The following is a 13,895-nucleotide window of genomic DNA, read 5'->3' on the forward strand; positions in this document are numbered from 1 at the left end:
ATGAAATTAGGTTTTATTTCGGATTTACACATTGATGTCAATCCTAAAGAAACGATGGAGGATTATTTTATTGCCATTTCCAAAGCCATTTTTGATCAAGAATTGGATTATTTCTTTATCGGTGGGGATATTGCTAATCACCACTCCATCACACTTGATTTTGTTGAAAAACTACAAACCCAAGTAAATATCCCTGTCTACTTTGTTCCGGGTAATCATGATTACTGGCAAAGAGATGAAATGCTTTTATCAGGCGATGAAATTCATCAAAAATTTGTCGAACATCCACAATCTTTGATGAAAAAGCCAATCAAAATTAATAATCGATACACCGTTGTTGGCCATGGTGTTTGGTACAATCATGCATATTATGCAGACCGATTTTCAAGCGAGGAATTAGAAATTGGAAAATACCGGCATGGGCTTTGGCAAGATAAAAAATTTATTCAATGGCATAAAACCGATAAAGAAGTTTCAAAGCAATTTGCTGCCGAGCTAGAAAAAGATTTGGTAAGTGTACAAACGGACGCAATCATTCTTGTGACCCATATGATTACCCATCCAGCTTATATCGTGCCGATGCCCCATAAAGTCTTTGATTTTTTCAATGCATTTATTGCAACAGATGATATTTTACCATTTTATGATCAATATCCCATAAGCCATAGTATCATGGGACATGTCCATTTTAGGGCGCAACGTGACTATAAAAATACTAAAATGATTGTGAATTCACTGGGGTACCGACGCCAATGGCGAATGAAAAACCTAAGTGATGAGCTGAAACAAAGCATGTATATAATAAATATCTGAATAAAAACCATTGGACTAGCACTCTGTAATAAAGAGTGCTAATTTTTTTGTTTTTTTGGGTAAAAACCCTTGACAAGCGAGTCGAATGGCGGTATTATATAGACATGTTAGCACTCGTAACAAATAAGTGCTAAAAGTGAGGTGAGGATATGTTAACGCCGAGGCAACAACAGATTCTAAGTCTGATTGTCCAGCTTTACGGTGAGCTAGAAGAACCAATTGGTTCAAAAACGTTATTAAAGGAAAGTCTTTTAAAGGTAAGTTCAGCTACCGTTCGTAATGAGATGAAAACACTGGAAGATCAAGGTTATTTATTAAAAACCCATACTTCAAGTGGACGCATTCCATCGTTTAAAGGTTATCGCTTGTATATTAATCATTTGATAACTGAGAAACAGCCTGTTAACTTATTAGAACAAGATAGTGAAGCTTTTAATATGTTATTCCGCGAAAGATCTAGTAACCCTATCCAACTTGCGCAAATGGCAGCCAATATTTTGGTTGAATTAACCGGATATGCTGCTGTTGTTTTAAACCGTACCGCTGTTAAACACTATATTGATGAGTTTCGACTTGTTTATTTAAATGATAATAGTGTGATTGCGACTCTGTTAACCGATCAAGGGCATGTGGAGAGTCAGTTGTTTAATCTGAATTTTTCTACCACTAAAGAAGCAATTAGCCAAGTATCTGATTTAGTTAATTCAGAATTAAATGAACTGTCACTTGAAGCAGCTTCTCAAAAGTTAAAGTTAACAATTCCATTGTTAACCCAAAGATTGGTCGGCTATCAATTAAATTTTTCATCATTGATTGATAAAACAAACCATACTTTACAAGGTCATCGGTATTATGTTATTGGTAAAAATAATATTTTTGATTTGGTTGAACATAAATCTGGTGAACATATTAAGGAGTTATTTAACTTAATTGATGGTTCGTCTAGAATGCTACAACTATTAGAAAATCGTCAAAATGGTATTGAAGTACTTTTTGATCAAGAAATATTAAATAATCATTTAAATCAACTAACATTGGTGACTGGGACATACCCATCGAATGATTTATCAATTACAGTTGGTCTTTTAGGTCCAACAACCATGCCATTTGACCGTATTATTGCAATGATTGAAAAAATGATTGAAGAATTAACGATTATATAAAATGAATATTGAGGGGTGTATTGATTGGCAGAAGAAAATAAAGAAATCATTGATGAAAAAATCGATGAAACTTTGACTGATTCTGAAGAAATGGATCAAGAAGAAACTTCTACTGAAGAAGTTATCGAAGAAAAAGATCCTATTTCAGAATTAGAAGAAAAGATTCAACAATTAGAAGAGCGTAACCTACGTTTACAAGCGGAGGTTGCCAATATGCAACGAAGAAACAACCTAGATCGCCAAGAAGCAGCAAAATATCGTTCGCAAAAGTTAGCGACGCAATTATTAGATGTCGTTGATAATTTAGAACGTGCCTTAGAAACAAGATCTGAGTCAGAAGATGCTGTGGCAATCAAAAAAGGTGTTGAAATGGTTTATAACCAACTAATCAATGCATTTGATGCGGAAGAAATTAAAGTGATTAATCCAATTGATGAACCATTTAATCCTACCTTCCACCAAGCGGTAAGTACACTACCAGCTAAAGAAGGTCAAGATAAAGATGTTGTTGTAAATGTTTTACAAAAAGGTTATAGCGTTCACGATCGTGTACTAAGACCAGCAATGGTTATCGTGAGTAATTAATTTATAAAGGAGATAATAAAATATGGCAAAAATTATAGGTATTGACTTAGGTACAACTAACTCAGCAGTTGCAGTTTTAGAAGGTAACGAAGCAAAAATTATTCCAAATCCGGAAGGAAATCGTACAACTCCTTCAGTTGTTGCGTTTAAAAATGGTGAAATTCAAGTAGGGGAAGTAGCAAAACGTCAAGCAGTAACGAACCCACACACAATTGCTTCTATTAAACGTCATATGGGTGAAGCAGGCTACAAAGTAAACTTAGATGGTAAAGATTATACACCACAAGAAATTTCAGCCATGGTTTTACAATACTTAAAATCATATGCAGAAGATTATTTAGGTGAAAAAGTAGATAAAGCCGTTATTACTGTTCCAGCTTACTTTAACGATGCTCAACGTCAAGCGACAAAAGATGCTGGCCGTATCGCTGGTTTAGAAGTTGAACGTATTGTTAACGAACCAACTGCAGCAGCACTTGCTTATGGTTTAGATAAAATGGATAAAAACGAAAACATCTTAGTATTTGACTTAGGTGGAGGTACATTTGACGTTTCTATCCTTGAATTAGGTGACGGAGTATTTGATGTATTATCTACCGCTGGTGATAACAACCTAGGTGGAGATGACTTTGACAACAAAATTATCGACTACTTAGTAGCTGAATTCAAAAAAGAAAATGGCATTGACTTAAGCAAAGACAAAATGGCTTTACAACGTTTGAAAGATGCAGCTGAAAAAGCTAAAAAAGACTTATCAGGTGTTACTTCAACTCAAATATCCTTACCATTTATTACAGCTTCAGATGCTGGTCCATTGCACTTAGAATCTACTTTAAGCCGTACTAAATTTGATGAATTAACAGTTGATTTAGTTGATAGAACGAAAAATCCAGTACGTCAAGCGATTAAAGATGCTGGCTTATCTAAAGATGAAATTGATGAAGTTATCTTAGTAGGTGGATCTACACGTATCCCTGCAATTGTTGAAGCCGTTCGTAGAGAAACTGGTAAAGAACCTAACAAATCAGTTAACCCAGACGAAGTAGTAGCAATGGGTGCTGCTATTCAAGGTGGGGTTATCTCTGGAGACGTTAAAGATATTGTCTTACTTGACGTAACACCATTATCATTAGGTATTGAAACAATGGGTGGCGTATTTACTAAATTAATCGACCGTAATACGACAATCCCAACATCTAAATCTCAAGTATTCTCAACAGCAGCTGATAACCAACCAGCTGTAGATGTACACGTATTACAAGGTGAACGTCAAATGGCAGCGGACAACAAAACACTCGGACGCTTCCAATTAACGGATATTCCACCTGCACCACGTGGAGTACCACAAATTGAAGTAACCTTTGATATCGATAAAAACGGTATTGTTAACGTAAGTGCGAAAGATTTAGGTACGCAAAAAGAACAAACCATTACAATTAAATCATCTTCAGGTTTAACGGATGAAGAGATCGAACGTATGGTACAAGATGCAGAAGCGAATGCTGAAGCTGATAAAGCTCGTCGTGAAGAAGCTGACTTACGCAATGAAGTTGACCAATTAGTCTTCACAACCAATAAAACATTAGCTGACTTAGGTGATAAAGTTTCTGAAGAAGAAGTTAAAGAAGCTGAAGCAGCTAGAGATGAATTACAAGCAGCAATTGATGCAAATGACTTAGACCAAATGAAAGAAAAACGTGACCGTCTAAACGAAGTCGTTCAAAATCTATCTGTTAAGTTATACGAACAAGCTGCACAGCAAGCACAAGCTGAAGCAGAAGCAAACTCAACATCAGAAAATTCTGATAATGACGATGTTGTTGATGCAGATTTCGAAGAAGTTGATGAGTAATAAATATCTCTACTAAAAAATGCTTGGAAACCAAGGATCTGTCCTTGGTTTTCAGTTTTTAGGTTAATAAGATATTTTTAAGGAGGTAAAAAATGGCAGAAAAACGTGATTTATATGAAGTACTAGGGGTATCACGTGATGCATCCGATGCAGAGATAAAGAAAGCATACCGTCTACTTTCTAAAAAATACCATCCCGATATTAATAAAGATTCTGATGCTGATGAAAAATTTAAAGAGATTGCTTCAGCCTATGAAGTATTAAGTGACCCTCAAAAAAGAGCGGCTTATGATCAATACGGTCATGCGGCCAATGATCCAAACTTTAATGGTGGATTTGGTGGGTTCGGCGGCGGATTCGGTGGCGCTGGCGGCTTCTCAGGATTTGATGATATATTTGATACATTCTTTGGTGGAGCAGGGGGTCGTGCAAGCCGTAATCCAAATGCCCCAAGAAAAGGGAATGATTTACAATATACCATTACCCTAACGTTTGAAGAAGCAATTTTTGGTAAAGAGGAAACCATTAGTTACCAGCGTAATGAAGAATGTCATACTTGTCATGGTTCAGGTGCAAAACCAGGAACTAGTCCTGTTAATTGTAGCAAATGTCATGGTAGCGGTGTGATTCAAGTTGAGCGTAATACTCCATTTGGGCGTGTCATGACTCAAGCAACCTGTGATGTATGTAATGGTACAGGTAAAGAAATTAAAGAAAAATGTACGACTTGTCACGGTAGTGGAACGGAATCACAAAGACATTCAGTTAAAGTTACTGTGCCAGCAGGTGTTGAAACAGATCAACAAATGCGCTTAAATGGCCAAGGTGAAGCTGGATCCAACGGTGGTCCGTATGGAGATTTATATGTAGTTTTCCAAGTGAAGAAGAGCGATAAATTTGAGCGTGAAGGTACTGAAATTTACTATGAGTTACCAGTTTCCTTTGCCCAAGTTGCCTTAGGAGACGAGGTCGTTATCCCAACTGTCCATGGAAATGTTAAGTTAAAAATTCCAGCAGGAACACAAACGAATACAACTTTTAGATTAAGAGGTAAAGGGGCACCTTCAATTGGTGGAGGTTATACAGGTGACCAACACGTGACCGTTAATGTTGTGACACCTAAAAAACTATCGGAAAAAGAGAAGAATTTGTTTGCTGAATTAGCTAAACTTTCCGGTGAAGATGTTAAAGGTTCGGATCCTGGCTTCTTTGACCGTATTAAAGATGTTTTTGATAAATAATGTATACAAATTAAAAGAGCAAATCTCAATTAGTGAGGTTTTGCTCTTTTTTGTATTTGTCTTAATTAGTCAGATGTCCCATCAGTTCGTGCACTAAAAATAGTTCTGACTTTATCTTCAATTTGACGAATATTATGTTTTGTAGGGAAATGCTCAACCATAATATTAGGCGTTACGACACCTTTAGGTAATTTAAAGTTAGTAATAATTAAATCTGAATCAAGTTTATTCACTTCTTCTGCTGTCAGTGTAAGGTTGTTGTACACCGTAAATTGAGGATTAACTGTTAGTTGAGAGTTAATATAGTCAGCTATAAACTCTCCATGCGATTTGTGACCATCACTAATAATTGTTACATTCAATGAATAGTATATTTTATTCAGTTGAGTGAATAGGTTATCCCATATTGTTAGTAGAGTATAAAGGCTATGATTTATATTTTTATCTTCTAAGTCTAAACCTAAATTCTGACGAAAGCTACTAACAATTTTATGTAATTGTTCAGTAACAGTTGGAAATAGCAATCTAAACTCCCTAATAAAGTGAAAATCTCTATCAAATAAGATAAATAAGTTGCTTTTAGAACCGTATGAAATCTAAATGATTTCATACGGTTTTTTGACGCTTATTCATGTTATGATAGATGTGGAAATTAATTCTTTTTAAGGGGTTTAAACGATGCGTGTAATGACTTTTAATATTCGCCGAGATATGGCAATAGATCCACAAAGTTGGTCTGAACGTAAAGAAAATGTGATTCGAGTGATTGAAGATTACCAACCAAAAATCATTGGCTTTCAGGAAGTAATGAATACAATGTTTGAAGATTTAAAAGCAAAACTTTCAAATAAATACGACTATTATGGAGAGTTTCGTTCTCTGGATTCAGATAGCGAGATGGTGCCGATATTTATTCAAAAAGATGTTTTTAGTATTGTAGATTCAGGTTCATTTATGTTGGCAGAAAATCCTGAAGAACGCTTTGCGATGGGCTGGGATGCGGTCTGCCCTCGAATTACTTCTTGGGTTGCGCTTAAAAATAAAGATAATCAATTATTCTATGTGATGAATACACATTTCGACCATATGGGAGTTGAAGCAAGAGTCCAATCCAGTCGATTAGTCCTAGAAAGATTGTCTGATTTAACACATAATTTCGATTCAACGGCTATTTTAATGGGGGATTTGAACACATTGCCAACAGAAAATATGATTGATAATTTGTTAGAAGCTGAAAGTTTACAAAACTCTTATGTGAAATTGGCTCAAACAACAACGACGGATTTAGCAACTTTCCACGATTATGAAGGGAAGAGGGAAGGATTACCGATTGATTATATTTTTACCAGTCAAAATCTCCCTATAAAAGAAGCAAAAATCATCTACAATCAGTATGATGGTTTTTATCCTTCTGACCATTATCCTGTTATCGTTGATTTATAGGAGATTAGAATGGCGCAAAATATAAGCATTGATATTGGTACCACAAATTTGAAAATGAGTTTGTTTGATGAAGATTACAAGCAAATAGATGCCGTTCACTACAGCTATCAGGACTTGGTAATTGATACAATTAAATATGAACTAAACTTAAAAGAAATCCTGGCTGCGGTTAAAGACGGCTTGAATCTATTAGTTAATAAATATCAGATAACTGATCTAGAAATATTTTTAACGACAGCCATGCATAGTATTCAACTACTAAATTCTGATATGTCTTTAGTCGGTCATGCGATAACTTGGGCCGATAGAAGAGGGGCTGACTTAGTACTAGAAAGGTCTAAAATTGAGCGGAATTTGCAGTATACAACAACGGGAACTCCTAATCATAGTATGAATCCCTTTTATAAACTTTTAGCTCTAAAAGAACAATTACCAGCGCATAAAATTGGCTCCATTAAAGATATTTTATTTTACTATTTAACGGGCCAATGGTTCATTGATGTTGCTTCTGCATCAAGCAGCGGCCTATACTCGCTGAAGGAATTTACATGGGATAACATCTTACTAACCGAACTAAATATCACTATGAATCAACTACCAGAAATAGAATTACCGACATATGTTGCAGAATTAACATTAGATATACCTGATTCATTACAACAAGCCAAAGTATATTTAGGAAATTCGGACGGCGTATCATCCAACTACGCCTTTGCTAACTTAACAAATGCAGCTGTCTTATCGATTGGAACTAGCCATGCTGTGAGAGTTGTAACTGAACAGGCTAAGACCGATGAAAAAACGCAAAATTTCTGCTATCAAATTGACGCTAACTATTTTTTAATAGGTTATCCTTCTAATAATGGAGCGAACGTTCTACGATGGATTTCAGAGATCTTTAATATTTCTTTGGAAGCAATAAATGAAATTATTGAATCTAGACCTGGGATCGAAGGCGTCTTTTTCCCATTTATTAATGGGGAGCGTTCGCCCATTTGGGACGATTATATTACAGCTAGTTTTTCAAATATACAAAGAGAAAGTAATAGAGAGTCAGTTATCTACACCATGGTTTGTGGAATGGTTTTTAATATTAGACAAAATATTGAATTATTGCATAGTAAACATGCTTTTAATCGTATCGGTATCGTTGGTGGAGCAACCAAACAAAGGGCTTTGATACAATTGATTGCTGATGCACTAAATATGGAAGTGTATGTTCCAACTACGCTACAAGCTGAAACACTAGGAACTATAAATTTGGTCAAAAACATACAAATCGAAACAAATTATGAACAAAACCAACCAAATATTAAACAAACAACTATTTTGGATAAACATTTCAGAGAGTATACAAATCAGCTGTATAAGTATCTTAATTAGTGGAACCCGGTTGTTATGTAGTAAATATTGGCTCCCAAGGTCAATATATTCAAAACACATTAAAACGGCTATTAATTTAGTCGTTTTTTTGGTATTATAGAAGTTGAGCCTGTTTTATCTGAAGGTTTTTAAAGGAAGTGAAGAAAATAAATGGATATAGAAAAATTAAAACAAAGACAAAAAATGATTCGTAATTTTTCCATCATTGCCCATATCGACCATGGAAAATCGACTTTAGCTGACCGTATCCTTCAGCAAACAGAAACAGTAGCTGATCGTGAGATGAAGAGTCAGTTGTTAGATTCCATGGATTTAGAGCGTGAACGTGGTATTACCATTAAATTAAATGCCGTTGAATTAACATATACAGCAAAAGATGGCCAAGAATACATCTTGCACTTAATTGATACACCTGGACACGTCGATTTTACTTATGAAGTGTCACGCTCATTGGCTGCTTGTGAAGGTGCACTTTTAGTAGTGGATGCTGCACAAGGGATTGAAGCACAGACCTTAGCCAACGTCTATTTAGCAATCGACAATGATTTAGAAATTTTACCTGTTATTAATAAGATTGATTTGCCGGCTGCAGATCCTGAGAAAGTTCAACTTGAAATTGAGGAAATTATCGGTATTGATGCTTCTGAGGCCGTTCATGCAAGTGCTAAGGCCGGTATTGGTATTACGGATATTTTAGAACAAATTGTTGAAAAAGTTCCTGCACCAATGGGAGATATTGAAGAACCGTTACAAGCTTTAATTTTTGACTCAGCTTATGATAGTTACCGTGGGGTTATTTTAAACGTTCGTATTATGAATGGAATCGTAAAACCTGGTGATAAGATTCGTTTAATGAGCAATAATAAGCAATTTGAAGTCGTTGAAGTGGGTGTCTTTTCACCTAAACCACTTGAGCGTGATTTCTTAATGGTTGGAGATGTTGGTTATATTACCGCAAACATTAAAACAATTCAAGACACACGTGTAGGGGATACTATTACATTAGCCAATAGACCTTCAAAAGTGGCCTTAGAAGGTTACCGTAAATTAAATCCAATGGTTTATGCGGGATTATATCCAGTTGATTCGAATGATTATAACGATTTGCGTGAAGCTCTTGAAAAACTTCAATTAAACGATGCAGCTTTGCAGTTTGAAGCTGAAACGTCACAAGCTCTAGGCTTTGGTTTCAGAACGGGCTTCTTAGGATTATTACATATGGATGTTATTCAAGAGCGTTTAGAACGTGAGTTTAACATTGATTTAATTATCACGGCACCGTCTGTTATTTATAAAGTAAGTAAGACTAACGGTGAAGAAGTAATTGTAAATAATCCATCTGAAATGCCAGATGCTACTGAAGTTGAACAAATCTTTGAGCCATATGTAAAAGCGACCATAATGGTACCTAGCGAATATGTTGGGGCAGTGATGGAGCTTGCACAAAGAAAACGTGGCGAATTTGTTAATATGGACTATTTAGATGAATACCGTGTGAATGTTATATATGAGATTCCAATGGCAGAAATTATTTATGACTTCTTTGACCATTTGAAATCCAATACAAAAGGTTATGCATCTTTAGACTATGAAGTAATTGGATACCGTCCTTCTAAATTAGTGAAGTTGGATATCTTATTAAATGGCGATGTTATTGATGCTTTCAGTTCGATTGTACATAAAGACTTCTCATATAATCGTGGTCGTAGTTTAGTCGAAAAATTAAAAACAATTATCCCAAGACAATTATTTGAAGTGCCTGTCCAAGCAGCTATTGGACATAAAATAATTGCCCGCTCTACTATTAAGGCTTTACGTAAAGATGTTACAGCTAAATTATATGGTGGGGATGTTTCGAGACGTAAGAAATTACTTGAGAAACAAAAAGAAGGTAAGAAGCGGATGAAACAAGTGGGTAGTGTAGAAGTACCACAAGAAGCGTTTATGGCTATCTTGTCAATGGATGATGAATAAATAAATTAATATGGATGTTTTGATTATTCAGAACATCTTCTTTTTTTGTATACGGTTGAACTATGGATTAAATTAGGAGGAAAAAATGTTTAGAGAATTTTATCAATACTATAAACCTTATAAACGCCTATTTATTATTGACTTTACTTGTGCGGTTGTTTCAGCCATATTAGAATTATTTTTCCCAATAGCTGTTAATTATGTAATTGACCAGGTGTTACCAGATGGAACTTTAAAAACAATTGCGATGTTTAGTGTTATGTTATTAGCTTTATATTTATTTAATGCGACCTTAAATTATATTGTCGTAGCTCTAGGTCACCGTTTAGGGATTAATATTGAAACAGATATGCGTCGTGAGTTGTTTGCGCATTTTCAAGATCAATCCTATTCTTACTTTGATGAAGTAAAAACGGGTGAACTGATGACACGTTTAACAAATGATTTATTTGAAGTCAGTGAATTAGCTCACCATGGTCCGGAAGATGTATTTATTACGATTATGACCTTAGTGGGATCATTCATGTTGATGATGAATGTTCATGTGCCACTGGCTATTACAACGGTTATTTTGATTCCTTTATTAGCTGTAGCTTTAGCTTATTTTAACCGTCAAATGATGGGGATTAACAAACGTATTTACCAAAATATCGGTGAATTTAATGCTGGTCTTGAAAATACCTTGAGTGGAATACGTGTGGTTAAGGCTTTTGCGAATGAAGAACACGAAAAGCATTTATTTGAAAAAATGAACCAAGGATATCGTCAGACTAAAATTACTTTTTATGAAACGATGGCTGCCAGTTCAACGTTTAATTATTTATTAGTGCGTTTAATTAATTTGTTTGCCTTTATCGCTGGGTCTTACTTTACCCTAAAAGGTGATATTTCAATGGGGGACTTGGTTGGATTTATTTTATTATCCAATATTTTTGTACGTCCGATTGAAAGACTGAACGCCATGATTGAAATGTATCCTAAAGGATTTGCTGGTTTTAAACGTTTGAAAGAAGAATTAAGTCGCAAACCTGAAATTATCGATAGTGTCGATGCCATTGAAGCGCCATTATTTGAAGGAAATATCTCTTATAATAATGTCTCATTTGGTTACAATCCCGAAAAACCTGTGTTAAAAAATATAAATTTAGACATTAAAGCAGGAGAAACAGTTGCTTTTGTAGGTCCAAGTGGGGCAGGAAAAACGACTTTAGTCAATTTATTACCTCGCTTTTATGAAATAACTAATGGAACAATTACGATTGATGGTAAAGATATCCGTGATTTCACTATGGAATCCTTACGTGATCAAATTGGGATTGTCCAACAAGATGTCTTCTTATTCGGTGGTACTATTCGCGAGAATGTTTTATATGGGCGTTTAGATGCGACGGAAGAAGAAGTGAATGAAGCAATTAGAATGTCTAAGTTAGAAGATGTGATTAGCAACTTGCCGGATGGACTTGATACACAAATCGGTGAGCGCGGTGCGAAATTATCTGGTGGTCAAAAACAACGTCTATCCATTGCACGTATTTTCCTAAAAAATCCATCAATTTTGATTTTAGATGAAGCAACAAGTGCGCTTGACACGCAAACCGAAATGTTTATCCAACAATCACTGGATCAATTAGCAGAAGGTCGCACAACACTAATTATTGCCCATCGTCTAGCAACAATTAAACATGCTAACCGTATTATTGTGGTCACACCAAGAGGTATTACAGAAGATGGAACTCATGATGAATTAATGGCGTTACAAGGTAGTTATGCGCGCTTGTATCAAACGCAATTTGGTCCTTACTAAGAGGTACAACCATGGAATATACGCTCATTGATTCTTGGCAAAATAAGTTGAAACAGACTTTTCAGCAACCATCTTTCCATAATTTAACCGATTTTTTGGAAACCGAATACCAAACACAAACCATTTATCCGCCACAAGAGGAAATTTTTAACGCTTTGAATTACACGCCATTTGATCAGGTAAAAGTTTGTATTATTGGACAAGATCCCTACCATGGACCTCAACAAGCCAATGGATTGGCTTTTTCTGTTCATGCTGAAACAAAATTACCTCCCTCTTTAGTTAATATTTACAAAGAATTAGCGGCTGATTTACAAGAGGGAGTCCCGCAGAATGGGGATTTATCTCATTGGGCGAAACAAGGCGTCTTGTTATTAAATACTGTCTTAACAGTTAGAGCTGGACAAGCTCATTCTCACCGTGGCAATGGTTGGGAAGAAGTGACGAATGCAGTCATTCAAAGTTTAAATCAGCATCCAGAACCCATTGTCTTTATTTTGTGGGGAAAACCTGCTCAAGCTAAAACGAATCTGATTGATTTACATAAACATGCAGTCATAAAAAGTCCACATCCGAGTCCTTTGTCAGCTTATCGCGGTTTTTTCGGTTCAAAACCTTTTTCAAAAGCCAATAAATATCTCTTGAGTTGGGGAAGAACACCGATTGATTGGGTAGGGAAAATTTAGTCTAATTAAAAAGCTGATTATAGTATGTGAGCAGCTCCCTTGACCAACATAAAAGCTACTAATTTAAAGAAACACAACAAAAAAACAGAAATCACTAATTCGTCAATGAATGAGTGGTTTCTGTTTTTTTGCAGTGATATTTATTTGAAGGGTTTTAGAGTAAAACGTACATCAAGATGACTGCAATGGTGTTATTAATGAAGTGGAAGAAAATTGAAGCGACGACATTGCGGTCGTAATCGAAATAATAACGGACTAAGACAACGGCTAATGGTAGATAAAGTAAAAAGTCTGCGAGTTCGAAGGCGTGTAGGAGGGTGAAAATGATAACCGAAAGTGCCCCCATTAACACTACGCGATTATGATTATTTTTATCGACCCAACCGATAAAGGCTTCGCGGAATACGAGTTCTTCCACAATCGGTGCGTAGATAGAAACCATGAAAAACATGATTGGAAAGGATAAGGTCGCGGACATGTCATTTAATGATTGTTGGTTTTGTAGTAAATTTTCTACGTCCATAAAGTTCATTAATACCATTAAAACGACGACACGTAACACATAAAGTAATAAATAATAGCTGATGGCTTTTAGACTGAATTTTCCCCAACCTTCAAATTGTTCCTTGAAACGTTGGTAGTCAGCTTTTAATTGACTGCCGTAAAGTAATAAGGCGATGGCTAGTAAAATGACTGAAGTGGCGATGGTTGTTGTATTTAATGATAAATTTAATGTTTGAAATAAAATAGGTGAAACGATTAATTGGATAAGAAAATAACTCACAATCATGACAATGGCTCGTTTACCTTTTGATAAATTCATATATATCCCTCTTTTCATGGTTAATCTTTATTATTATTACATAGTGTATTTTTTTAAGCAAATAATAATACTACCGTCATTTAATCGTTTTATCATTGTCTATAAACTATGCTATAATTTAGCTATTG

At 35.4% G+C, this 13,895-nt stretch carries 12 protein-coding genes; 10 read left to right on the top strand and 2 right to left on the bottom strand.

What is annotated here, in order from left to right; all coding sequences use genetic code 11:
- The 5 genes from ACTQ54_RS05565 to dnaJ all read left to right on the top strand — a co-directional run bounded on the left by ACTQ54_RS05565 (nucleotide 1) and on the right by dnaJ (nucleotide 5,654).
- Nucleotides 1-813 (top strand): metallophosphoesterase, encoded by an 813-nt coding sequence (locus ACTQ54_RS05565; RefSeq protein WP_441755149.1) that lies wholly within the window; start codon nucleotides 1-3, stop codon nucleotides 811-813.
- Nucleotides 814-962: 149 nt separating this feature from the next.
- On the top strand, nucleotides 963-1,976 hold the full coding sequence (gene hrcA / locus ACTQ54_RS05570; protein ID WP_441755150.1) for a heat-inducible transcriptional repressor HrcA: 1,014 nt from the start codon (nucleotides 963-965) through the stop codon (nucleotides 1,974-1,976).
- 24 nt (nucleotides 1,977-2,000) lie between these two features.
- Complete coding sequence (gene grpE, locus ACTQ54_RS05575; RefSeq protein ID WP_441755151.1) at nucleotides 2,001-2,561, top strand: nucleotide exchange factor GrpE; 561 nt, start codon at nucleotides 2,001-2,003, stop codon at nucleotides 2,559-2,561.
- A gap of 22 nt (nucleotides 2,562-2,583) precedes the next feature.
- Nucleotides 2,584-4,413: a molecular chaperone DnaK gene (gene dnaK / locus ACTQ54_RS05580; protein ID WP_441755152.1), complete on the top strand. Its 1,830-nt coding sequence runs from the start codon at nucleotides 2,584-2,586 to the stop codon at nucleotides 4,411-4,413.
- 92 nt (nucleotides 4,414-4,505) lie between these two features.
- Nucleotides 4,506-5,654 (top strand): molecular chaperone DnaJ, encoded by a 1,149-nt coding sequence (gene dnaJ / locus ACTQ54_RS05585; protein WP_441755153.1) that lies wholly within the window; start codon nucleotides 4,506-4,508, stop codon nucleotides 5,652-5,654.
- A 65-nt stretch (nucleotides 5,655-5,719) separates the two neighbouring features.
- Here dnaJ and ACTQ54_RS05590 read toward each other — a convergent pair whose 3' ends face one another.
- Nucleotides 5,720-6,178: a hypothetical protein gene (locus ACTQ54_RS05590; protein ID WP_441755154.1), complete on the bottom strand. Its 459-nt coding sequence runs from the start codon at nucleotides 6,176-6,178 to the stop codon at nucleotides 5,720-5,722.
- Between the two features lie 154 nt (nucleotides 6,179-6,332).
- Between ACTQ54_RS05590 and ACTQ54_RS05595 the strand changes: the two genes are divergently transcribed.
- From ACTQ54_RS05595 to ACTQ54_RS05615, 5 genes are all read left to right on the top strand, one after another.
- A complete protein-coding gene (locus ACTQ54_RS05595) occupies nucleotides 6,333-7,097 on the top strand; it encodes an endonuclease/exonuclease/phosphatase family protein (RefSeq protein ID WP_441755155.1) in 765 nt (254 codons plus the stop codon).
- Between the two features lie 9 nt (nucleotides 7,098-7,106).
- Nucleotides 7,107-8,480: an FGGY family carbohydrate kinase gene (locus ACTQ54_RS05600; RefSeq protein WP_441755156.1), complete on the top strand. Its 1,374-nt coding sequence runs from the start codon at nucleotides 7,107-7,109 to the stop codon at nucleotides 8,478-8,480.
- 150 nt (nucleotides 8,481-8,630) lie between these two features.
- The gene (gene lepA, locus ACTQ54_RS05605) at nucleotides 8,631-10,454 is read left to right on the top strand and encodes a translation elongation factor 4 (protein ID WP_441755157.1); all 1,824 of its coding nucleotides are present in this window, start codon (nucleotides 8,631-8,633) and stop codon (nucleotides 10,452-10,454) included.
- Nucleotides 10,455-10,539: 85 nt separating this feature from the next.
- A complete protein-coding gene (locus ACTQ54_RS05610) occupies nucleotides 10,540-12,258 on the top strand; it encodes an ABC transporter ATP-binding protein (protein ID WP_441755158.1) in 1,719 nt (572 codons plus the stop codon).
- An 11-nt stretch (nucleotides 12,259-12,269) separates the two neighbouring features.
- Entirely contained in the window at nucleotides 12,270-12,944 is a 675-nt protein-coding gene (locus ACTQ54_RS05615) for a uracil-DNA glycosylase (protein WP_441755159.1), read from the top strand.
- A 154-nt stretch (nucleotides 12,945-13,098) separates the two neighbouring features.
- Here ACTQ54_RS05615 and ACTQ54_RS05620 read toward each other — a convergent pair whose 3' ends face one another.
- Nucleotides 13,099-13,767 (bottom strand): CPBP family intramembrane glutamic endopeptidase, encoded by a 669-nt coding sequence (locus ACTQ54_RS05620; RefSeq protein ID WP_441755160.1) that lies wholly within the window; start codon nucleotides 13,765-13,767, stop codon nucleotides 13,099-13,101.
- Nucleotides 13,768-13,895 lie beyond the last annotated feature (128 nt).

It is taken from the genome of Fundicoccus sp. Sow4_H7 (genome assembly GCF_052115865.1).
In the GTDB taxonomy this organism is placed as follows: Bacteria; Bacillota; Bacilli; order Lactobacillales; family Aerococcaceae; genus Fundicoccus_A.